At 68.7% G+C, this 21,214-nt stretch carries 20 protein-coding genes; 6 read left to right on the plus strand and 14 right to left on the minus strand.

The window, feature by feature from the left end:
- Nucleotides 1-56: 56 nt before the first annotated feature.
- A complete protein-coding gene (locus tag ACEXHE_RS04065; protein WP_374784784.1) occupies nucleotides 57-866 on the plus strand; it encodes an alpha/beta hydrolase in 810 nt (269 codons plus the stop codon).
- On the plus strand, nucleotides 863-1,309 hold the full coding sequence (locus tag ACEXHE_RS04070) for a hypothetical protein (protein WP_374784785.1): 447 nt from the start codon (nucleotides 863-865) through the stop codon (nucleotides 1,307-1,309). The genes ACEXHE_RS04065 and ACEXHE_RS04070 overlap by 4 nt, the downstream gene beginning before the upstream one ends.
- Here ACEXHE_RS04070 and ACEXHE_RS04075 read toward each other — a convergent pair.
- A complete protein-coding gene (locus ACEXHE_RS04075) occupies nucleotides 1,248-2,345 on the minus strand; it encodes an ROK family protein (RefSeq protein WP_374784786.1) in 1,098 nt (365 codons plus the stop codon). The two genes, ACEXHE_RS04070 and ACEXHE_RS04075, sit on opposite strands and share 62 nt — an antisense overlap.
- Before the next feature lie 190 nt (nucleotides 2,346-2,535).
- Between ACEXHE_RS04075 and ACEXHE_RS04080 the strand changes: the two genes are divergently transcribed.
- Entirely contained in the window at nucleotides 2,536-4,353 is a 1,818-nt protein-coding gene (locus ACEXHE_RS04080; RefSeq protein ID WP_374784787.1) for an AMP-dependent synthetase/ligase, read from the plus strand.
- Between the two features lie 90 nt (nucleotides 4,354-4,443).
- Here the strand turns inward: ACEXHE_RS04080 and ACEXHE_RS04085 are convergent, their stop codons facing one another.
- Nucleotides 4,444-5,865, minus strand: a complete 1,422-nt coding sequence (locus ACEXHE_RS04085) for a mycothione reductase (RefSeq protein ID WP_374784788.1) — start codon at nucleotides 5,863-5,865, stop codon at nucleotides 4,444-4,446.
- A 47-nt stretch (nucleotides 5,866-5,912) separates the two neighbouring features.
- On the minus strand, nucleotides 5,913-9,356 hold the full coding sequence (locus ACEXHE_RS04090) for a pyruvate carboxylase (RefSeq protein ID WP_374784859.1): 3,444 nt from the start codon (nucleotides 9,354-9,356) through the stop codon (nucleotides 5,913-5,915).
- A gap of 388 nt (nucleotides 9,357-9,744) precedes the next feature.
- Here ACEXHE_RS04090 and ACEXHE_RS04095 point away from each other — a divergent pair, with 388 nt between their 5' ends.
- Nucleotides 9,745-10,572, plus strand: a complete 828-nt coding sequence (locus tag ACEXHE_RS04095; protein ID WP_374784789.1) for a ParA family protein — start codon at nucleotides 9,745-9,747, stop codon at nucleotides 10,570-10,572.
- 1 nt (nucleotide 10,573) lies between these two features.
- Here ACEXHE_RS04095 and ACEXHE_RS04100 read toward each other — a convergent pair whose 3' ends face one another.
- The 6 genes from ACEXHE_RS04100 to ACEXHE_RS04125 all read right to left on the minus strand — a co-directional run bounded on the left by ACEXHE_RS04100 (nucleotide 10,574) and on the right by ACEXHE_RS04125 (nucleotide 14,497).
- Entirely contained in the window at nucleotides 10,574-11,167 is a 594-nt protein-coding gene (locus ACEXHE_RS04100; RefSeq protein ID WP_277244746.1) for a MerR family transcriptional regulator, read from the minus strand.
- 228 nt (nucleotides 11,168-11,395) lie between these two features.
- Complete coding sequence (locus ACEXHE_RS04105; protein WP_091696502.1) at nucleotides 11,396-12,025, minus strand: bifunctional nuclease family protein; 630 nt, start codon at nucleotides 12,023-12,025, stop codon at nucleotides 11,396-11,398.
- Between the two features lie 39 nt (nucleotides 12,026-12,064).
- Complete coding sequence (locus ACEXHE_RS04110) at nucleotides 12,065-12,751, minus strand: MerR family transcriptional regulator (RefSeq protein WP_091696504.1); 687 nt, start codon at nucleotides 12,749-12,751, stop codon at nucleotides 12,065-12,067.
- A gap of 158 nt (nucleotides 12,752-12,909) precedes the next feature.
- Nucleotides 12,910-13,380, minus strand: coding sequence for an FHA domain-containing protein (locus ACEXHE_RS04115; protein ID WP_091696507.1), 471 nt, complete (start codon nucleotides 13,378-13,380; stop codon nucleotides 12,910-12,912).
- An 88-nt stretch (nucleotides 13,381-13,468) separates the two neighbouring features.
- Complete coding sequence (gene gcvH, locus ACEXHE_RS04120) at nucleotides 13,469-13,855, minus strand: glycine cleavage system protein GcvH (protein ID WP_091696509.1); 387 nt, start codon at nucleotides 13,853-13,855, stop codon at nucleotides 13,469-13,471.
- 120 nt (nucleotides 13,856-13,975) lie between these two features.
- On the minus strand, nucleotides 13,976-14,497 hold the full coding sequence (locus ACEXHE_RS04125; protein ID WP_374784790.1) for a DUF664 domain-containing protein: 522 nt from the start codon (nucleotides 14,495-14,497) through the stop codon (nucleotides 13,976-13,978).
- Between the two features lie 75 nt (nucleotides 14,498-14,572).
- Between ACEXHE_RS04125 and ACEXHE_RS04130 the strand changes: the two genes are divergently transcribed.
- Together ACEXHE_RS04130 and ACEXHE_RS04135 are read left to right on the plus strand one after the other, a co-directional pair.
- Entirely contained in the window at nucleotides 14,573-14,932 is a 360-nt protein-coding gene (locus ACEXHE_RS04130; protein WP_374784791.1) for a hypothetical protein, read from the plus strand.
- A complete protein-coding gene (locus ACEXHE_RS04135; RefSeq protein WP_374784860.1) occupies nucleotides 14,913-15,641 on the plus strand; it encodes an amidohydrolase in 729 nt (242 codons plus the stop codon). The genes ACEXHE_RS04130 and ACEXHE_RS04135 overlap by 20 nt, the downstream gene beginning before the upstream one ends.
- On the opposite strand, the gene ACEXHE_RS04140 is transcribed toward ACEXHE_RS04135, so the two are convergent.
- The 5 genes from ACEXHE_RS04140 to ACEXHE_RS04160 all read right to left on the minus strand — a co-directional run bounded on the left by ACEXHE_RS04140 (nucleotide 15,613) and on the right by ACEXHE_RS04160 (nucleotide 21,166).
- Nucleotides 15,613-16,128: a hypothetical protein gene (locus ACEXHE_RS04140; RefSeq protein WP_374784792.1), complete on the minus strand. Its 516-nt coding sequence runs from the start codon at nucleotides 16,126-16,128 to the stop codon at nucleotides 15,613-15,615. The genes ACEXHE_RS04135 and ACEXHE_RS04140 overlap by 29 nt on opposite strands.
- On the minus strand, nucleotides 16,128-17,309 hold the full coding sequence (locus ACEXHE_RS04145; RefSeq protein WP_374784793.1) for an acetyl-CoA C-acetyltransferase: 1,182 nt from the start codon (nucleotides 17,307-17,309) through the stop codon (nucleotides 16,128-16,130). Before ACEXHE_RS04145 ends, ACEXHE_RS04140 begins: the two co-directional genes overlap by 1 nt.
- Nucleotides 17,309-18,067: an SDR family NAD(P)-dependent oxidoreductase gene (locus tag ACEXHE_RS04150; RefSeq protein ID WP_374784794.1), complete on the minus strand. Its 759-nt coding sequence runs from the start codon at nucleotides 18,065-18,067 to the stop codon at nucleotides 17,309-17,311. The genes ACEXHE_RS04145 and ACEXHE_RS04150 overlap by 1 nt, the downstream gene beginning before the upstream one ends.
- A 90-nt stretch (nucleotides 18,068-18,157) precedes the next feature.
- The gene (locus tag ACEXHE_RS04155) at nucleotides 18,158-19,534 is read right to left on the minus strand and encodes an MFS transporter (RefSeq protein WP_374784795.1); all 1,377 of its coding nucleotides are present in this window, start codon (nucleotides 19,532-19,534) and stop codon (nucleotides 18,158-18,160) included.
- A gap of 99 nt (nucleotides 19,535-19,633) precedes the next feature.
- Entirely contained in the window at nucleotides 19,634-21,166 is a 1,533-nt protein-coding gene (locus ACEXHE_RS04160; RefSeq protein ID WP_374784796.1) for a peptide MFS transporter, read from the minus strand.
- Between the last annotated feature and the right edge of the window lie 48 nt (nucleotides 21,167-21,214).

The following is a 21,214-nucleotide window of genomic DNA, read 5'->3' on the forward strand; positions in this document are numbered from 1 at the left end:
CACGGACATTCTAGGGACTTCAGTGCACGCGCGGAGCACCCCGTTATGCTGTGCCCATGCCTGTCAGCCAACAGCCACTCTCCATCCCGGGCGCCCCGATCGAGCGGCGCGGCCAGGCTGGCATGCCGCTGGCCGGCGCCGCCGTCGCCCTGTTCCACGGGTTCACCTCGGGCCCTCACTCCGTGGCTCCCTGGGCACAGGCCCTGGCCGAGGCCGGAGCCCGTGTGGAGGTCCCCCTGCTGCCCGGTCACGGGACACGCTGGGAGGACCTGGAGTCGGTGAGCGCCGAGGACCTGCGGACCGCAGCGCGCAGCACGGTGGATGAACTGCTGCGTGTCCACGAGGACGTGGCGGTGGCTGGACTCTCCATGGGCGGCGCCCTGGCTCTGGATGCCGCCGCACATCGACCGGTCACCGCCGCGGTGGTGGTCAATCCCGGCCTGCGCTTCGCCTCACCGCTGGCGCCTCTGGCTCCGGCCCTGAAGCATCTGGTGCGTTCGGTCGCCCCGATCGCCGATGACCTGGTCCGGCCCGGTGTGAGCGAGCACGCCTACCGCCGCACACCAGTGGCCGCAGTGGCGCAGCTAGGCCGGATCCAGGCCGCTGTACGGCGCGGCCTGCCCCGGATCGACTCCCCCGTCCTGGCCTTCGCCTCGCGGACGGATCATGTGGTGCCCGCACGTTCCATCACCGCTCTGGGCCAGGGCCTGAGTCCCGGGCTGCTGACGGTGCGCCCGCTGTACAACTCCTTCCACGTGGCCACCCTGGACTGGGATGCGCCGCTGATCCACGAGGAGTCCGTGCGGTTCATCGCCGGACTGCTTGGCACACGTGCGCACCGCGCGGACCAGGGGCCCAGAGCATGAGCGAGCGCCCGGAGGGTCCCACACCGGAGGAGGTGGACCGCCAGTTCGAGCAGATCGTGGCAGGGTTCGGCCCCTGGCAAGACGCCAGGGGCAGCTCGGGGATCACCCTGGATGACTCCACGGAAGCCGCGGCCGGCCCGGTGCCGACCCCGCGCTCCTGGGGACCACGTGACTATGCGGTGGAAGAGGACACCGGTGACTTCGTGCCGCCGGATCCCCCCGCACTGGGGTCGGGACGTCCTGCGGTGGTGCTGAGCATGGTGGCCGTGGCCGGTGCACCGGCCGTGCTGCTGCTGGCGTCGGTCCTCTGGCGAGGCATGCCGGCCGTGATGGTCGGGGTGCTGATCGCCGTCTTCGTGGCCGGTGCGGCAGGTCTGTTCCTCACCCTTCCGCAGGAGAGGGATCGCCGAGATCAGGGTCCCGACGACGGCGCTCGGGTCTGAACGCCAGCCCGGCGGCTCCCAGCCACCCGGCATCATTGCCCAGGCGGGCGCCCACCACGGCTGGTGCGCTGCGGTGACGGCGACCGGGAAGAAGACGCTCCAGTTCGGTCCGAGCCGGCCCCAGCAGCAGTTCGCCTCCCACGGAGACTCCGCCGCCGATCACCAGCAGATCCGGGTCCAGGGCCGCGGTCAGCACCGACAGTCCCCTGCCCAGCCACCGGCCGGTCTCAACCAGGGCCTCTTCACACCGCCGGTCACCCGCGAGAGCATCATCGAGGACGGACCGAGCTGAGGTGCGTCCAGCTCGGTGAGCCAGGGCTGAGGCCGAGACCAGTGTCTCCCAGCAGCCGGCTCCGCCGCAGGCACACGGCGGACCTGAGGGGTCCAGAGTCATGTGGCCGTACTCCCCCGCCATGCCGTGGGCACCGGTCTCCAGCACGCCGTCTCGGATCAGCGCGCCACCGATTCCGGTGCCGATGGCCACGAACACCAGACGACTCGGCCTGGTGCCGTGGTGCGGAAGCGGGTCGGCCCCTGCTCCGAGCCGTGCCTCGGCCCAGGCTGCGGCGTCCGCGTCATTCGCCACAGCCGGGGCGGTCCTCAGTGGCCCGGGCTGGGAGGTGACCACTGTGGTGAGTGCTGCGCGCACCGGGTGATTCCGCCACGCAGTCAAGTGGGGACTGAAGACGCTGTGGCCGTCGTCGGGACGGATCCAGGCGGCGGCCGCCACTCCCCACCCGATCGGAACCGGGGGGATGCAGCGCTCCAGCTCAGCCGCCATCCGCTGTGCTGTGGTGGAGCACAGCTGGTCGAGGTCGGTGGCGTCGGAGAGCCCGAGGGAACGATGACCCACCCGCCGTGGTTCCAGGTGCTCCAGACCTGGCCAGCGGTGGGCGGCGTGGAGTCGGCCTGCCGCGTCCTGCAGGACGGCCCCGACTTTGATGGACCCCCCTCCGACATCGAGCCCGATCGCCGCGGCGGCGATGCCACGGTCCGGGATGGGACCCGGTCCGTGCGGTGGCGCTGTTCTGGTCACAGGGTGATCACTTCCGTGCGTCGCGGTGGCACCGCTAGTTACCGGCCAGTAGAGTGTGGTGCAGCACACACCCGTAGGAACAGACCAGGTAGTGTGAGTGAACCCGGCACCCCCCTGCCGAGCAGGCCTCCTGCGCCTGCAGATCCACTCTGCCATGACCTGGGCAACCGTCAGACTGAGGAGCCGCACCGTGAAGGAAATCATCGTCCCGCCTGTGGTGGACGTCCCCCGGGACATGAACATCACCGACCTGTTGGAGACTCAGGTCCAGGAGGACCGCCGCCGTCCCCTCTTCGGCCGTCAGCTCACCGAGGGAGAGTGGACCGATGTCTCCGCAGAGGAGTTCCAGGCCGATGTGAAGACCCTGGCCCGAGGTCTGGCCGCGATCGGCATCAACGTCGGCGACCGCGTGGGCATCATGGCCGCCACGCGCTACGAGTGGACACTGATGGACTTCGCGATCTGGTACGCCGGAGCCGTGACGGTGCCGATCTATGAGACCTCCTCCCCCAGCCAGGTCGCCTGGATCGTCTCCGATGCCGATGTCCGTGCGGTCATCCTGGAGAACCCCCGGCACCGCAAGATCGTGGACACCGCCGTGCGTCAGGAGAAGCTCGAGCCCCTGCTGGGCACCTGGAGCATGGACGAGGGCGGCCTGGACGACCTGCGTGCGCAGGCCCAGAACGGCCCGGATGAGGCCGAGATGGACTCTCGCCGGGCCCAGGCCGGCCTGGACGACCTGGCCACCATCATCTACACCTCCGGGACCACCGGCAAGCCCAAGGGCTGCGAGCTGACCCACGGCAACTTCGTGGAGCTGAGCCTGCAGACCATCAACAGCGACCTGAACAAGGCGATCCATCAGGGCTCGAGCACCGTGCTGTTCATCCCGCTGGCGCACGTGTTCGCCCGGTTCATCGCCATCCTCTCGGTCGCCGCCGGTGCCAAGGTGGGCCACACAGCGGATGTGAAGCAGCTGGTGCCGGACCTGCAGTCCTACCAGCCCTCCTTCCTGCTGGCGGTGCCGCGCGTGTTCGAGAAGGTCTACAACTCGGCCATGATGAAGGCCGAGGCCGGCGGCAAGGGCAAGATCTTCGCAGCTGGCGCCCAGACGGCCATCGACTACTCCACTGCCCTGCAGGACGGGAAGATCCCGCTGGGTCTGAAGCTCAAGCACGCTCTGTTCGAGAAGCTGCTCTACGGAAAGATCCGGGAGGCCATGGGCGGCAAGGTCACCCACGCGGTCTCCGGCGGTGGCCCCCTGGGCGCGCGCCTGGGGCACTTCTTCCGCGGCATCGGCGTGGACATCATGGAGGGCTACGGACTGACCGAGACCACCGCCCCTGTCACCGTGAACAGCCCCTCCAAGGTCAAGATCGGCACGGTGGGTCGGCCCATTCCCGGCAACGGCGTCAAGATCGCCGAGGACGGCGAGGTCCTGTCTCGCGGCGTGTGCCTGATGCGCGGCTATCACAACCGTCCGGACGTCACCGAGAAGGAGATCGTGGACGGCTGGTTCCACACCGGTGACATCGGCTCGCTGGACGAGGACGGTTTCCTGACCATCACCGGGCGCAAGAAGGAGCTGATCGTCACCGCCAGCGGCAAGAACGTGGCCCCGGCCCAGCTCGAGGACCAGATCCGCGCCGACGCCATCATCTCCCAGGTCATGGTGGTCGGCGACAACCGACCGTTCGTGGCGGCCCTGGTCACCCTGGACGGCGAGACGATCGGCGGATGGTTGCAGCAGCACGGGATCCCGGCGGACACCCCGGTGGAGGAGCTGGCCGAGAACCAGGCCGTCAAGGACCACGTGCAGTCGGTGATCGACAAGGCCAACCAGTCCGTGTCCAAGGCCGAGTCCGTGCGCGCCTTCCGGATCGCGCCGGTGGACTTCACCGTGGAGTCCGGTCAGATGACGCCCTCGCTCAAGCTCAAGCGCAACGTGGTCATGGAGGACTTCAAGGACCTGGTCGAGGAGATTTACAGCGCGCCCAAGCCGCAGTGAGCCGCGACTGAGGGCTCCACGCTCCACCAGGACGGCCCCGCCTCGGTGACCAGATGGCCATCGGTGCGGGGCCGTCGTCGTGCCGGTGGTTCAGAGCAGCCCGCTGTCCGGAACCGCCAGCCCCAGCAGGGCGTTCTCGACCACCTCGGACAGCGCCGGGTGGGGCCAGTACTGTCCGCGGGCCATCTGGTGCGCGGTCAGCCCGAAGCTCATCGCCTGGACCAGGGGCTGGATCAGGTTCGAGGCGTCGTGGCCGATCAGGTGCGCGCCGAGCAGCGTCCCGTCCTGGCGGTCGGCGATGATCTTGCACAGACCCTGGCTGTCCTCCATGGCCCACCCGTAGGCGACGTCCCCCATGCCCTGGACCTTCACCGTGATCCGGTCAGCCCCGAACTGCTCCAGGGCCTGAGCCTCGGTCAGCCCCACCGAGGCCACTTCCGGCCGGGCGAAGACCGCGGCGGGCACCGGACCGAGGTCATTGCGCCGCAGGTCCTCCGGGTGCTCCAGATTGTGGGAGACCAGGCGCTGTTCGTGGTTGGCCACGTGCTTGAGCTGCCATGGGCTGGAGATGTCACCCAGCGCCCACAGCCCGGGGACGGGCTCGCCGCCGGAGAGGATCCGCTGATACTCATCCACCACCAGGCGTCCGTCCTCGTGCAGGTCCAGGGCGGCGGCCTCCGGGTCCAGCCGGTCACTGTTCGGGATCCGCCCGGTGGCCACCAGCACGGCGTCGGCGTCTACGCTGAACCCGGTGTTCGTGGGACCGGTGAACTGCACAGAGACCCACCCGTCCGGGCCGTCCTCCACGCCGGCCAGCTCCCACCCCGTCTTGAGCTCCCACTGACTGCGGGCCTGCTGGGTGAACCGCTCGGAGATGGTCTCATCATGATGGCGCAGCAGCCGCTCCGAGCGGTTGACCTGCACGACGGTGGTCCCCAGTGCGGAGAACACCGAGGCGAACTCGGCGGCGATGTACCCACCGCCGACGACCACCAGGCGTTCTGGCAGTCGGGCGATGCGCATGATCGTGTCCGAGGTGTGCACCTGCGGCAGCTCGATGCCCGGCACCTGGGGCAGGCGGGGACGCGATCCTGCCGCGACCACGATCTGTTCGGCCTGGATCCGTTCGCCGGAGGCGGTGACCAGAGTGTGCTGGTCAGCGAAGCGGACCTCGTCCTCGAACAGGGTGGTGTTCTCCAGGGTCTCCGCCCGGTACGTCCGTCCACCGCGGGAGATGGCGTCGATCCGGCTGAAGATCCGGTCGCGCAGCGCCGTCCAGTCCGTTCCCTGGTAGCGCAGGTCCACCCCCAGCCGAGCCGCCTCTGCCGGTGAGGCGGCCAACTGTGCAGGGTAGGCGTACATCTTGGTGGGGATGCAGCCTCGGTTCAAGCAGGTGCCGCCGAAGACCCCTGCCTCGAAGATCGCCACCCGGCGGTCGTCCCAGTGGGGAGTGACCAGAGAGTTGCCGGAACCGGAGCCGATGATCGCCAGATCGAAGGAGTGGGTGCTCATAGGTCAACCCTAGTGGGCACCCACTCCTCATCCGGCAGTGTGCATGATCACTCCACGACGGCCAGCAGGTCACCGCCCTCGACGGCGGTGGCCCCGGAGAGCACCACGCGGGAGACGGTGCCAGCCACCGGGGTGGTGATGGAGGCCTCCATCTTCATCGCCTCGATGGTGGCGATGGCCTGTCCGGCCTCTACGGTGTCCCCCTCGGACACGGTGACGGTCACGACGCCGGCGAAGGGCGCAGGGATCTGGCCCTTCTGGGAGGTGTCGGCCTTCTCCGCCGTGCGTGCGGTGGACTCCACGGAGCGATCTCGGACGGTGATCTGGCGGGCCTGCCCGTTCAGGGTCACCATCACGGTGCGCATGCCCTTCTCGTCCGGCTCGCTCACGGTCTGCAGGGTGGTGAGCAGGCGGACGCCCTTGCCCAGCGAGATCACGTGCTCATGGCCACGGACCAGTCCATAGAGCCAGTCGCGGGTGTGGAGCACGGAGGTGTCACCGTACTCCTCACGGTTGGACTCGAAGTCCTGGGTGGGCCCGGGGAAGAGCAGTCGGTTCAACGTGGAGCGACGTTCATGTCCCGCCGCTGTCAGCGCAGCCCGGTCCTCATCCTCGATCTGCTGCTCGGCCACCTTGACGGTGCGCCCCTGCAGGGCCTTGGAGCGGAAGGGCTCCGGCCAGCCGCCGGGAGGATCGCCCAGTTCGCCGGAGAGGAATCCGATGACCGAGTCCGGCAAGTCGAAGTCCTGGGGTTCGGCCTCGAACTGGGCGGGGTCCACGTCCATGCCCACCAACTGCAGGGCCAGGTCGCCGACCACCTTGGAGCTGGGGGTCACCTTGACGATGTTGCCCAGCATCCGGTTGGCGGCGGCATACATCTGCTCGATCGCCTCGAACTTCTCCCCCAGGCCCAGGGCGATGGCCTGCTGGCGCAGATTGGAGAGCTGCCCTCCCGGGATCTCGTGCTGGTAGACCCGTCCGGTGGGGGCGGGCAGGCCGGACTCAAAGGGTGCGTAGATGGTGCGCACGGTCTCCCAGTACGGCTCCAGGCCCGCGGCGGCGTCCAATCCCAGTCCGGTGTCCCGCTCGGTGTGCTCCAGTGCCGCGACCAGGGCAGACATCGGCACCTGACTGGTGGTGCCGGCCATCGAGGCCACAGCGGTGTCCACGGCATCCACACCGGCGTCAGCGGCGGCCAGCAGGGTGGCCAGCTGCCCTCCGGCCGTGTCATGGGTGTGCAGGTGGACCGGCAGGTCGAACTCGGCGCGCAGTGCCCCGACCAGTTCGGTCGCCGCACGCGGACGCAGCAGCCCGGCCATGTCCTTAATCGCCAGCACGTGCGCACCGGCGTCCACCATCTGCCGGGCCAGGTCCAGGTAGTAGTCCAGGGTGTACAGGGTCTCGTCCGGGTCCAGCAGATTCCCGGTGTAGCACAGGGCGGCCTCCGCCACCGCAGTGCCCGTGGACCGGACGGCCTCGATGGCCGGAGTGATCTGAGAGACGTCGTTCAGGGCGTCGAAGATCCGGAAGATGTCCACCCCCGTGGCGGCGGCCTCCTCGACGAAGGCCTGGGTGACCTCGACCGGGTAGGGGGTGTACCCCACGGTGTTGCGTCCGCGCAGCAGCATCTGGATCGGGATGTTGGGCAGCTCGGCATGCAGGCGCTCCAAACGCTCCCACGGGTCCTCGCCCAAGAAGCGCAGAGCCACGTCATAGGTGGCCCCTCCCCAGGCCTCCACCGAGAGCAGTCCCGGCAGGGTGTGGGCCACCGCCGGTGCGGCGGCCAGCAGATCACGGGTGCGCACGCGGGTGGCCAGCAGCGACTGGTGGGCGTCGCGGAAGGTGGTGTCCGTGACGGCCAGAGCCGTCTGCTCGCGCAGGGCGCGGGCGAAGCCCTCCGGGCCCTGCTCCAGCAGCACCTGACGCCACCCTGCCGGCGGGGCGGCCTGGGAGGGGCCGTCGAAGGGGCTGCGATCGGGCTCATCCGTCTTGTCCCCGGGGTACCGGGGCAGCTTGGTTCGGGGATCGATTCCCTCCACCCGGGGCCCGTTGGGCTGGTTGACGGTGACATCGGCCAGATACTGCAGGGCACGAGAACCGCGGTCCTGACTGCGGTTGACCTGGGCCAGTTCCGGGTGGGCATCGATGAAGTCCGTGGCCACATCCGCGGCGATGAACTCGGGTGAGTCCAGCACGTTCATCAGGAACGGGATGTTGGTGGCCACTCCGCGAATGCGGAACTCCGCCAGCGCACGGCGGGCCCTCCGCACCGCCGTCGGATAGTCCCGGCCGCGGCAGGTGAGCTTGACCAGCATGCTGTCGAAGTGAGGGCTGATCTCCGCCCCGGTGTACACGGTTCCGCCGTCCAGACGCACCCCGGAACCGCCAGCGGACCGATAGGCCGTGACCGTGCCGGTGTCCGGACGGAAACCGTTGGCCGGATCCTCCGTGGTGATCCGGCACTGCAGAGCAGCACCACGCAGGGTCAGCCGGTTCTGAGAGATCCCGATCTGCTCCAAGGACTGTCCTGCTGCGATGCGCAGCTGGGCCGAGACCAGATCGATGTCGGTGACCTCCTCGGTCACCGTGTGCTCGACCTGGATGCGCGGATTCATCTCGATGAACACATGCTCACCGGCACGCTCACCGGCGGTGTCCACCAGGAACTCCACGGTTCCGGCATTCTGATAACCCATCTCCTGGGCGAACTTCACCGCATCCCGGTACAGCGCCTGCCGGATGGAATCATCCAGGTTCGGGGCCGGAGCGATCTCCACGACCTTCTGATGACGACGCTGCAGGGAGCAGTCGCGCTCGAACAGGTGCACCACATTGCCCTGCCCATCGGCCAGGATCTGGACCTCGATGTGGCGAGGCCGCAGCACCGCCTGCTCCAGGAACACCGTCGGATCACCGAAGGCCGTCTCAGCCTCCCGCATCGCCGCAGAGAGGGCCTCCTTCAGCGCTGAGGCCTCTTCGACCCGGCGCATGCCACGCCCGCCTCCCCCGGCCACGGCCTTGACGAAGATCGGGAAGCCGATCTTCTCGGCCTCTCCCACCAACCAGTCGATGTCCGCGCTGGGCTCGGAGGACTTCAGCGTGGGGATGCCCGCGCGCTTGGCGGCCCGGAGCGCCTCCACCTTGTTCCCGGTCAGCTCCAGCACATCCGAAGGCGGACCGACGAAGGTGATCCCCTTCTCCGCCGCGGCACGGGCCAGCCCGGCGTTCTCTGAGAGGAATCCATATCCCGGGTAGATGGCATCGCACCCCGCCTCCACCGCCACCCGGATGATCTCCTCCACATCCAGGTACGCCCGGACCGGGTGCCCCTTCTCACCGATGCGATAGGCCTCGTCCGCCTTCTGCCGATGGATGGAGTTGCGGTCCTCATACGGAAAGACGGCCACCGTCTTGGCGCCGAGCTCGTACAGGGCACGGAAGGCTCGCACTGCGATCTCACCACGATTGGCCACCAGGACCTTGCGGAACATGCCCTGCCCGAGCCCGCGGTCATCGTTCTCTTGCTGTCCCCCGGGGGTCTCCGACTGGGGCGTTTCCTGGGCTGTGGTCACAGTGCCTCCTTGACGCCGGTGAGTGTCCACCGGACGTGTCCAGTCCCTTCGTCCGGTGTGGGGTGAAGGGCATGACGGGAAGGAGCCACGCCTGTGTGGCTCCCATCATCTCCGAGTGTGTCACACGCGACATCCTGGTCATATGAGATCGATCACAGACACCGAGATCGCGATCGATCCTCCAGCCAGTCGCGCCTCCCTCTGCCTGGCCCGCCCGGATGCACCGGAGTCTGACAGGCTGGCCTGTCCGTTCGGCCCCGTAGAATGGCCTCTGGCCGTCACCCCTCCAGAGTCAGGATCATCCTCCGTGCAGATCATCTCCATCTCCAGCCTCAAGGGCGGCGTCGGCAAGACGTCGGTGACGCTGGGACTGGCCTCCGCGGCACGCGCCGCCGGCATCCCCACCCTCGTGGTGGACATGGACCCGCATGGAGACGCCACCACCGGACTCGGAGTGTCACAGGAGTCCGGCGTCCAGGATCTGGGCACCCTGCTCAGCCATCCGCGCCGCTACACGCTCTCCGAGCACGTGGTTCCCTCAGGCTGGCCTGAGCCTCGTGGTGCGGAGGCCGGCTCCGGGCGTGTGCTGGATGTGGTGCGCGGCTCCTCGCGCACCTCGCTGTTCGAGCGTCCGTCCACCCGGCCGCGCGAGCTGCGCCGCTTGGCCTCCCTGCTGGACACGGTGACCCGCTACGCGCTGGTGCTCGTCGACTGCCCTCCGGCTCTGAACGGCGTCACCCGCATGGCCTGGACGGCCTCCTCCGATGTGCTGTTGGTGGCGGAGCCGAGCCTCTTCTCGGTGGCCGGGACCGAGCGCACCCTGCGCGCACTCGACCTGTTCCGCAAGGAGTATGCCCAAGGAGTGCGTGCCACTGGAGTGGTGGCCAACCGGGTCCGCCCCTCCAGTACGGAGCATCAGTTCCGACTGGGCGAGATGGAGCGCATGTTCGGCGATCGACTGCTTCCCGTCCACCTGGTGGAGCAGAGCAACTGGCAGCAGATCCAGGGTGCGGCCTGGCCTGTCCACGCCTGGCCGGGCGAGACCGCGGCACAGTCCTCGGCGTTGTTCGATGAGCTGCTGGCCACCATCCACCGGCCGCAGACCGACCGCCGCAGCGCGCGCCGCGGCTCCTGACTCAGGAGGCGGAGCGGCGCCGGGCGCGGCGAGCGGAGAGCTCGTCTCCCGGGAAGTCCTCTGCAGAGGGCATGTGCTCGCTCGGCAGTTCTGCGAGTGTGCCCTCGACCTCGCGCCAGACCCGTCCCACGGCGATGCCGAAGACGCCCTGGCCACCCTGGACCAGGTCGATCACCTCATCGGCAGACGTGCACTCGTACACTGACGCGCCGTCACTCATCAGGGTGATCTGGGCCAGGTCCTCGACACCGCGCTCACGCAGATGCTCCACGGCGGAGCGGATCTGCTGCAGGGAGACTCCGGTGTCCAGCAGACGCTTGACGACCTTCAGGACCAGGATGTCGCGGAAGGAGTAGAGACGCTGGGAACCGGATCCGCTCGCGCCACGGACGGTGGGAACCACCAGGTCCGTGCGTGCCCAGTAGTCCAGCTGGCGGTAGGTGATCCCGGCGGCCTTGCAGGCCGTAGGTCCGCGGTAGCCGGCCTCTTCGTCGAGCACCGGCAGATCTTCGGTGAACAGCACTCCCTGTCCCGGGCGCGTCACGATCTCACGCGGTGAAGCCGGCGTCTGACCGGACTCTCCCTTGGGTGTCACAGATACCCTCCTGGTCTGGGGTTCCATCTGGGGAAGGAAGTCGTCAGATGGCTCTGGCGGACCGCATGGAGCAGATTTTCACCTGCACCACAGAGACCGCCGGTGCGAGTCGAACCGGCTGACAGAGTGGAACCTCTGACACAGACGGTAGGCCCGTGGAGGCCCTGGGTCAAAGACCTGAGTGGCGACGGATCCATCGTGTCGCTCCGCTTCGGGAGATGAACCGCGTCATCCCTGACCCTTCTCACCGTCGGCGAAGTCATCGGGATCCACGGATTCGAGAAACCTGCGGAACTCGTCCAGCTCCTGGTCCTGCAGCCGATCCCTAGGGCCCGGCTGGGCCTGCCTCGACGCCTCACCGGCCGGGCCGTCGTCGGGAGATCCTGCGCCGGATGGCGCCGTCGCCTGCGCACCGGACCCGGTCACGGCTGGCTCATCGTCCTCCTCGCCATCCTCGTCCAGCTCGACTCCGGCGGACTCGAGCACCTCCGCAGCGCAGAGCACCGGGACCTGGGCCCGCAGTGCACAGGCGATGGCGTCCGAGGCACGGGCATCCACGCGGGAGCCATTCGACAGGACCAGCTCGGCGTGGAAGACCGCCTCGTCCACCGAGGTGATGCGCACGGACTCCAGGCTCGTCCCGGCACCCTCCAAGACAGACAGCACCAGATCATGGGTGAGGGGTCGGGGCGGGATCAGGCCCTGCTGCCACTGGGCGATCGCACTGGCCTCCGGGGCGCCGATCCAGATGGGGACCACAGTGCCCACGCCCGGGTCCTGCAGCAACACGAGCGGCTGGTTGGCCGGCAGCTCCACACGGATGCCCAGCACGGTCATCTCGATGTCGGGAAGACTCATGGATGCCTCCGCAGGGTTGAGGTGGTCGGTGACGGACGGTCAGGTGTCCAGGTCGGCGATCGCGGCGCCCACCAGGGCGCTGTGCAGCCCCAGGCAGGCCTCGCTGATCTCACGGGCTGCCTCGGCCACGCGGGCGCGGGCTGCGGCATCGCGGCGGGTGGCCATGGCTGCGGTGGCCTGCTCCACCAGGCCGATCTCTCGATCGGCCGCAGCACGGAAGGGGCGCAGGTGACGCGGCTCCAGCCCGTGGGAGGAGAGCACGACGGCGGCGCGCGCTGCTTTGAGGGCATGGTCGCCATAACGGCCGTCCTCATCAGCCTGGATCATCCCGAACTGCTCTAAGGAGTCCAGCAGGTCACCGCCGGCTCCGGAGATGCCCTGCAGCTCGGCCCGGGTCAGCGGACGGATGTGACCGGCGATCTCCTGGGCGAGCTGGTCCGAGACCGAGCGGGGCGAGAGCGTGAGCCCGCCCGGCAGGGACTCCGGATGCTCCCCTCGGTCCACGGCGTCCAGGTAGTCCTTGATGACCTTCAGGGGCAGGTACTGGTCCCGCTGCAGGGCGAGGATGAACCGGAGCCGGTCCACGTCGGCATCCGTATATTTGCGGTACCCGGCGGCGGTGCGCTGCGGAGTGACCAGCCCCTTCTCCTCCAGGAACCGGATCTTGGAGGCGGTCACCTGGGGGAAGTCCTGCTGCAGCTCGCCCAGGACCTCGCCGATGTTCATCACGGCACGCCGACCGGCTCCCCCGGCGGCCGAGGCGGCGGCCAGAGGGAGTCGGGCAGACGATGCAGATGATGCGGACGAAGCGGATGAGACCACGTGAACCTCAGCTGTGGACGACGGGCGGACAGTGACGGGCGGAACGGGCGGACCCGAGACCGTCAGGCAGTGGTGTGCTGGGTCCCGGCGTAGTAGGTCAGGCGGAATTTGCCGATCTGGACCTCCATGCCCGAACGCAGGACCACGGAGTCCACTCGATCGTGATTAACGTAGGTGCCGTTCAGCGAGCCGGCGTCCGCGACCAGGAACCCGGTGCCGGAGCGGCGGAACTCGGCATGCTTCCGGGAGACGGTGACATCGTCCAGGAAGATGTCGGCGTTGGGGTGCCGGCCCACGGTGGTGACGTCCTGATCCAGCAGGAACCGGGCTCCCTGGTTGGGACCGGCGTGTGCCACCAGCAGCCCGGAGCCGATCGGCAGGGCGTTGACCGCGGCGCGGTTGTCCTCGTCCAGCTGGTGCTCGCCGACCGGGGCATCGCCCAGGTCAGGCAGGCCGATGCTGGTGGTCGCCGTGGCCGGGTCCGACTCCCACTGATGCTGCTCGCCCGGGTGGGGGGTTCCGTCCTGTGGCATGACTCCTCCGAGGTGTTCGTGGGCGGACTCAGAAGCCCGTCCGATGCAGGGGACACGCCGGGGCGAAAACCCGTGCGCGTCGGCCCGACTAGCCTACCTGGTCGCGGTAGCCTGCGGCGTCGAGCAGACCGTCCATCTCAGACGGGTCTGACAGGGTGATCTCCAGCAGCCATCCGGCCTCGTACGGCGCAGAGTTGACCACACCGGGCTCGCCGTCCAGGTCCTCGTTGCGGGCGCGCACGGTGCCGCTGACGGGGGCGTAGATGTCGCTCACGGACTTGGTGGACTCGATCTCGCCCACCACGGAGTTCGCGGTGACCTCGGCCCCGACCTCGGGCAGGTCCACGTAGACCACGTCCCCCAGGGCGTCCTGGGCGTAGTCGGTGATGCCCACGCGCACCACGCCGTCCGCATCCGGAGCGCTGATCCACTCGTGCTCGGAGCTGTAGCGCAGCTGGTCGGGGATCGAGGTCATGGTTCCTCCTGGAGGGCGTGGTCAGGTCCACGGCGTCGCGTCATGATGATGCCGTGCTCTGAGCGTAGTGCCGCAGACTCACCTGCGCCACCGCGCCGCCTACAGCTGACCTGCCCTCATTCAGTCGCCCCTGCCCATCCCCATCACATAGGCGACCTGGCCCACGTGCTGGGCGGCGTCGTCGAACACGCTGACCAGGCGCACGCCCCGGGTGACCGGTGGATCCCAGCTGCGGTCGATGACCTCGTCCAGGTCGGTCTCCTTGAGGGTTCCGATGTACTCCTGGGCATGTGCCACCACGGCGGCCAGGTGGTCCTGCAGCAGCTGCAGACCGGCGGCATCCTCGGAGACGGTGACGGCGCGTGACTGCTCGGGGGTGTGGCCGTAGCCGAGGTCGTCCGGGTCCACCTCCAGACCGAAGCGCTCGTCGAACCCCTGGGCCGTCCACACCTGGTCTCGTCCGGAGAGGTGGGCCACCTGGACGTCGATCTCCCGCGCGGCATGCCAGAGCAGCCACGCCGGCGAGTTCGGGTGTCCTCCCGGGTGGGCGTTCAGGCGGCGGGGATCCAACCGGTCCTGCACGTACCCCAGGGCGTCCAGGGGGCGTTGGGCCAGGTCGTTGAGCAGGTCGAGTGCGTCCATGTATCCAGTCTCTCCCTTCCCGACGACGGCCGGCCAGTCCCAGCGAGGGGTTCCGTGGTCTCTAGGGTGAGTTCCATGAACGATTCCTCACGCACCGACCGCACTCCCCTGGCCGGCGTTCCCGAGCTCGCTGAACGCCAGCTGGAGCTCTATCAGGACCTGCACGCCCACCCGGAGCTGAGCCACCAGGAGACCCGGACAGCGGGGATCGCGGCGGAGGCGTTGCGGGAGGCCGGGTTCGAGGTGCACAAGAACGTGGGGACCACCGGCGTGGTGGGGGTCCTCTCCCAGGGTGAGGGACCGGTGGTCCTGGTCCGAGCGGACATGGACGCCCTGCCCCTGCAGGAGCAGACCGGGCTGGACTACGCCAGCACCCAGACGGCCCGCGGGGCCTGGTGGCGAGCAGGTGCACGTGATGCACGGCTGCGGGCATGACGTGCACGTGGCGGCCCTGATCTCGGCGGCACAGTGGATGTCCGACCACCGCGATCAGTGGGCGGGCACCTTCATCGCCCTGTTCCAGCCGGCCGAGGAGCAGGGCGCCGGTGCGCAGTCCATGGTGGACGCCGGGCTGACGGAGCTGGCGCCCCGTCCGGACATCGCCTTCGCCCAGCATGTGCTGGCTCTGCCCGCCGGTCAGCTGGGCGTGCGGCCCGGCCCGTTCTACTCCACGGCGGCGAACCTGAGGATCACGGTGCACGGTGAAGGCGGCCACGGATCGGCACCGCACCTGACGGTGGATCCGGTGGTGCTGGCGGCGGCGATCGTGGGTCGACTGCAGACGATCGTCTCCCGCGAGCTGCCTCCGGGTGAGTTCGCCGTGGTCACGGTCGGTCAGATCATCGCCGGCACGCAGTCGAACATCATCGCCGACCGAGCCGTGATGGAACTGAACCTGCGCACGTACAGCGAGGAGACCGAAGCCCAGGTGCTGGCCGCCATCGATCGGATCGTCCGGGGCGAGTGTGCCGCAGCCGGGTCACCGAAGGAGCCGGGTTCCCGCGAACCACTCCCCCTACTTCGCACCGGAGCCCGGGCCGACTCTGCAGGCCGGCGCCGAGGCGATTATCGTGGCCGCGCGGGCCTGGCTGGCCTGAGCGGCCAAGCACGTCGGTTCAGTCCGTCCGGTGCGGCCCACCCGTGACGCCGGGGCGGCGCAGACGGGGCATGACCGAGGTCTCCACAGCGCGCAGCACCGAGGCGATCGGTGCTGCAGCCCGAGAGGCCACGGTCGCTCTGCGCGTGAGCACGCCACGACGGGCCAGCTCCGGTCCGATCAATGCCAGCAGGGAGACAGCGGCGGGCACGGGCCGGATGAACAGGGTGATCTTCTGGATCCTTCCCGTTGGACTCAGTTCCAGCCACTGGATCTCCTCGAGGTTCCTGCCCCGCAGACGACTCGTCCCGTACAGGGCGTAGGTCCGCGCAGCACCGGTGAGCTTGTGGATCTCGATCTGCTCGAGCAGCTCGAACGCCGACTCCATCACCGCCATCACCTGGTCCGGACCGGTGAAGGTGAAGGCGTCCGTCAGCGGAGAGTCCAGCTGCACGTCCTCGGCCAGCTGCTCGCGCATGGCCTCCAGGTCCAGCCGGCGGTCGGCCTCGGCCCAGGCGAGGATGGCCGGGTGCATCAGGAGACCCGGTCGAGGCGCTCGATGATCGTCACGTTGGCCTGACCGCCGCCCTCGCACATGGTCTGCAGTCCCCACCGGGCATCCCGCCGCTCCAGCTCATGCAGCAGGGAGGTCATCAGCCGGGCGCCGGTCGCACCGATGGGGTGGCCCAGGGCGATCGCTCCGCCGTTGACGTTGACCTTCTCCGGGTCAGCTCCCAGCTCGGACTGCCAGGCCAGCACCACGGCGGCGAAGGCCTCGTTGATCTCGATCAGGTCCATCTGCTCCAGGCTCATCCCGGCCCGGTCCAGTGCATGGCGCGTGGCGCGGATCGGGGCCGAGAGCATCATCACCGGATCGTCCCCACGCGCGGAGAGGTGATGGATGCGCGCGCGCGGGGTCAGCCCATGCCGTTCCACGGCGGCCTCGGAGGCGATCAGCAGGGCTGCGGCTCCGTCGGACATCTGCGAGGCGGTGGCCGCCGTGTGCAGTCCGCCCTCGACGATCGGTGCCAGGGAACGGATCTTCTCGAGGTCCGGAGCCCGTGGTCCCTCATCGGCGCTGAGCCCGGCCAGGGGCAGGATCTCCCGGTCGAACCGCCCCTCGGCCTGGGCGGCGAGCGCCCGTTCGTGGGATCGGACAGCGAAGGCCTCCAGGTCCTCCCGGCTGAACCCCCACCGCTCGGCCATCATCTCGGCACCCCGGAACTGGGAGATCTCCTGGTCCCCGTACCGCTGGGACCAGCCCTGTGATCCGGTGAACGGGTCCGGGAAGCCGAATTCGGCGGCGGCCACGTTGGAGTGGCTCAGCGGCAGGGCGGACATGGACTGCACTCCCCCGGCCACCACCAGGTCAGAGGTCCCGCTCATCACCGCCTGGGCGGCGTAGTGCACGGCCTGCTGGCCGGACCCGCACTGGCGATCCACCGTGGTGCCGGGAACCTGCTCGGACAGGCCCGCGGCCAGCCAGGCGTTGCGGGCGATGTCCATGGCCTGGGGACCCAACTGGTCGATGCATCCCAGAATGACCTCGTCGTACTCCGCCGAGTCCACGCCCACACGCTCCACGAGCTCGCGCAATGGTGCCGCCGCCAGGTCCAGCGGGTGCACCTGGGACAGTCCCTTGCCGCGCCGCCCCACGGGGGTGCGCACAGCGTCCACGATGTAGGCCGTTCCTGCGGCTCCCGTCTCCGCAGACATCAGCGCGGGGCCATCCGCAGTGCGCCGTCCATCCGGATGGTGGTGCCGTTGATGTAGTCGTGTGCGGCGATCATCTCCACCAGCTGCGCATACTCGGCGGGCTGGGCCAGACGCTGCGGGAACGGCACGTCCTGTGCCAGCCGCTCGCGGTACTCCTCGGTGATGCCGGCCATCATGGGGGTCTCCACGATCCCGGGGGCGATGGTGTTGACACGGATGCCGGACTGGGCCAGGTCCCGCGCAGCGGAGATGGTCAGGGAGTGCACCCCTCCCTTGGAGGCGGCGTAAGCGGCCTGCCCGATCTGCCCCTCGAACGCTGCCACCGACGCCGTGTTGATGATCAGTCCGCGCTGCCCGTCGGCATCCAGCGGCTCCTGCTGCGCCATCGCCTCCGCGGCCAGGGTGAGCACGGTGAAGGTGCCGATCAGGTTGACCTGGATGACCTTGGCGAACAGTCCGAGGTCATGGGTTCCCTTCTTGCTCAGGATCCGGGAGGCGGTGGCGATCCCCGCGCAGTTCACGGCCAGTCGCAGCGGCGCTGCCTGGACAGCCTTCCCGACGACGTCACGCACCTGCTCCTCATTCGTCACGTCGGCAGGGGCATAGGTGATGCCCTCGACCTGAGGGGCCTTCTCGATCCCAGCGGGCAGGTCCAGGGCGATGACCTTCACCCCACGGGAGGCCAGCAGGCCTGCGGTGGCGGCGCCCAGTCCGGAGGCGCCCCCGGTGACGATGGCGGAGGAGTTGGTCAGGTCCACGGGATGTCCTTTCGCGGGGCATGCAGAATGCGAACGGCCACTGTGCCGCCCGCCTTCGTAGGATGTCCGATCATCCCGGTGTTGTCCACCTCACACAGGGTTGTCTGCACGGGCGGCTTCGGCGTACTCGGCGGAGACCCGGCGGTAGACCGGGGTGAGGAAGGCCATCGCCGCGGCGATGACCATCAGGATGCCGCCGCACAGGAAGATCAGCGCGATCCCCCGTGAGGTGCCGGTGCCCAGCAGTGGCTCGAGCACCTGGGCACCGGCCTCGGAGCGGGCGTACGGGATGATCCAGAGCTCGGCGGCGGGGGCGATCAGGATGGCGGTGATCGGAGCAGCCGAGGCCTCGAACGCGCCGGCGAAGCCGAACACGCGTCCCTGCCGCTCCAGGGGGACCACACGCTGGATCACGGTCTGCTCGCCAGCCTCGACCGCGGGGAACAGTGCCATGTACAGCCAGATCCCCACCAGGTAGAGCCAGGCCCACTCCCGGATGGTGAACAGGGCGCCGAGCAGCCCCATGGCCATCACCACCAGCAGCATGGTGCGCAGCGGATTGCGGCCCAGCCCGGTCTTGGCGATCACCGCGCCACCGGCGATGAACCCCGTGGAGGCCACCGCGAAGGCGATCCCCCACTGCTCCACGGTGAACATCTCCAGCCCATAGGGGTCCATCAGGGCCATGTAGATCCCGCCGATGAAGTTGTTGAAGGTGGAGAACAGGATCAGGGCGAACAGCCCGGACACGGCCACCACGGCGCGCCAGGACCCGGCGAGGTCGAACGCCCCGGTGGAGTCCGAAGGCGCGGGACGGATCTCCTCCGGCAGGGAGAGGGTCAGCAGGTGCACGAACGCCGCGGCGGTCAGCACCACGGCGATCGCCACGGTGGCACCCATGCCCAGCAGGCCGATGGAGAGACCAGAGAGCACCGAGGTGACCATGAACGCCATCCCCTGGACCATGCCCACCAGGCCGTTCGCCTTCGCCCGGTCATCGGGATCGATCAGGATGGTGACCGTGGTGGACAGGGCGATGTTGCGCATGTTCTCCACCACCGCGCCGATCAGGATGGCGGCGGCCATCGCCCAGAACCAGGGCTGGTCCAGGGCGGAGATGGACTCCTGCGGGGAGATCAGCCACAGGGCCCCGGCGATCAGGAACATCACCAGCGTGAACGCGGCGGCGAACTGCATCACCCGCAGCTTCCGCGTCCGGTCCACGAACGTTCCGAAGCTGATGGAGGACCCGGCCAGCAGCAGCATGTAGATCCCGCCGGTCACGCCGGTGGCGATCACATTGCGCGTCTCGAGGTAGATCCAGAACGTCAGGGAGAACCAGAGATAGCTCGTGGTCAGATTCGCCACGGCGGTGTTGACCAGGATCCCGCGGAAGGTGCGGGCTCGCTCGGCGGCGGTGCGGCGAGGTGGCGTCGTCGTCGTGATCTGGCCCGGATGGGTGCTCACCCGGTGAGCGTACTCCTGCACGGCAGATGCACGGGACCCCTGCCAGGCGGTCAGCCGGACAGGGGTCCCGGATCGTTCATGCCAGGTGTGGTGAGGTGGTCAGTCCACGCCCTTCATCGCACGGTGGACGGGCTTGGAGATCAGCAGCATGACCACGCCGATCCCGATCGTCACCGCACCCAGGATCCCGAAGTAGCCGGCCTCGGTCTCACGCGAGTAGTACCCGGCCAGGGACCCGGACAGCGCGGTGCCCAGCGCCACGGAGAGGTTGTACAGGGCCACCATCATCACCGGGAACGCGGCCGGGGCCAGCTTGGTGGACAGGGACAGACCCACCGGGGACACCAGCAGCTCGCCCATGGTGGCCGAGAACAGGACCAGGGCGATCCACATCACCGGCACGGACGGGGTGGAGACCATCGGCAGGAACAGCAGGAACGCCGCGCCCATCAGGATGATGCCCAGGCCGAACTTCACCGGGGTGTTCGGCTGGCGCTTGCCCAGCTTGGTCCACAGCAGGGCGAACAGCGGAGCGAAGAGGATGATGTACACCGGGTTGATGGACTGCACCCACGGGATGGGCATCTCCCAGCCGAAGATGTTCCGGTCCAGACGGGTGTCCGAGTAGATGGTCACCACGGTGAACTGCTGCTGGAACAGGGCGAAGAACGCCGCCGAACCGATGAACAGCGGGATGAACGCCCACACGCGGGAGCGCTCCACGGAGTCCACCTTGGTGGAGGAGAGCAGCAGGATGAAGATGCCTGCGGCGGCCACGGCGGAGAGGATGACCACGACGTCGGCCAGGTTGGCGGCGTTGACCACTCCCGTGAGCAGCAGCACGGCGACCACAGCCAGGGCTGCCACGGCGATGCCGATCCACGTGGGGTACTGGCTGCGCGGCAGGGGGTCGGGCACGACGTGGACGGACTCGGGCATGTTCTTGCGGGCGATCGTGTACTGGATCAGACCGATCGCCATGCCCACCGCTGCCAGGCCGAAGCCGAAGTGGAAGCCCCACTCCTTCTGCAGCCACCCGGTGAGCAGCGGGCCGAGCAGGCCGCCGATGTTCACGCCCATGTAGAAAATGGAGAAGCCGGCATCACGCCGCGGGTCCTCGCGGGTGTAGAGGTTGCCGACCAGGTTGGCCACGTTGGCCTTCAGTCCGCCCGAGCCCAGGGCCACCAGGACCAGGCCGATGATCAGGCCGGGAATGCCCGGGACCAGCGCCAGGCCGATGTGTCCGAGCATGATCAGCACGGCGGAGATGTACATGGTCCGCTCGGAGCCGATCAGCCGGTCGGAGGTCCAGCCGCCGATGATGCAGAACACGTAGACCATGCCGCCGTAGGCGCCCACGATCCCGGCGGCGACCGGCTCCGGGATGCCCAGGCCGCCCTCGGTGGTCTGGAAGTACATGTAGATGAGCAGGATGCCCTGCATGCCATAGAACGAGAACCGTTCCCACATCTCCACGTTGAACAGGCTCGCGAGCATGCGCGGCTGTCCCAGGAAGGTCTTGCCGCTCGGGTTCAGGTCACGCTCTCCGGGTTCGGGTGCATCGCGCGGAGGTGTGGCCCCGGCACCGGAGACGGCTGCGGGCTCGATCGTGGGCGGTTCTTGACGATTCACCCGCAGAACCTTCCTCCTCTCACCGAACAATTGCAAATGAAACCGGGG

It is taken from the genome of Micrococcus sp. IITD107 (genome assembly GCF_041927415.1).
Lineage (GTDB): Bacteria > Actinomycetota > Actinomycetes > Actinomycetales > Micrococcaceae > Citricoccus > Citricoccus terreus.

Coding starts and splice junctions, on each gene's coding strand:
- ACEXHE_RS04065 (WP_374784784.1), top strand. CDS start 57: ATGCCTGTCAGCCAACAGCCACTCTCCATCCCGGGCGCCCCGATCGAG.
- ACEXHE_RS04070 (WP_374784785.1), top strand. CDS start 863: ATGAGCGAGCGCCCGGAGGGTCCCACACCGGAGGAGGTGGACCGCCAG.
- ACEXHE_RS04085 (WP_374784788.1), bottom strand. CDS start 5,865: ATGAGCACCCACTCCTTCGATCTGGCGATCATCGGCTCCGGTTCCGGC.
- ACEXHE_RS04090 (WP_374784859.1), bottom strand. CDS start 9,356: ATGTTCCGCAAGGTCCTGGTGGCCAATCGTGGTGAGATCGCAGTGCGA.
- ACEXHE_RS04105 (WP_091696502.1), bottom strand. CDS start 12,025: ATGAGTCTTCCCGACATCGAGATGACCGTGCTGGGCATCCGTGTGGAG.
- ACEXHE_RS04110 (WP_091696504.1), bottom strand. CDS start 12,751: ATGAACATCGGCGAGGTCCTGGGCGAGCTGCAGCAGGACTTCCCCCAG.
- ACEXHE_RS04115 (WP_091696507.1), bottom strand. CDS start 13,380: ATGCCACAGGACGGAACCCCCCACCCGGGCGAGCAGCATCAGTGGGAG.
- gcvH (WP_091696509.1), bottom strand. CDS start 13,855: ATGACCTCGATCCCCGACCAGCTGCGCTACAGCTCCGAGCACGAGTGG.
- ACEXHE_RS04125 (WP_374784790.1), bottom strand. CDS start 14,497: ATGGACGCACTCGACCTGCTCAACGACCTGGCCCAACGCCCCCTGGAC.
- ACEXHE_RS04130 (WP_374784791.1), top strand. CDS start 14,573: ATGAACGATTCCTCACGCACCGACCGCACTCCCCTGGCCGGCGTTCCC.
- ACEXHE_RS04135 (WP_374784860.1), top strand. CDS start 14,913: ATGCACGGCTGCGGGCATGACGTGCACGTGGCGGCCCTGATCTCGGCG.
- ACEXHE_RS04140 (WP_374784792.1), bottom strand. CDS start 16,128: ATGCACCCGGCCATCCTCGCCTGGGCCGAGGCCGACCGCCGGCTGGAC.
- ACEXHE_RS04145 (WP_374784793.1), bottom strand. CDS start 17,309: ATGTCTGCGGAGACGGGAGCCGCAGGAACGGCCTACATCGTGGACGCT.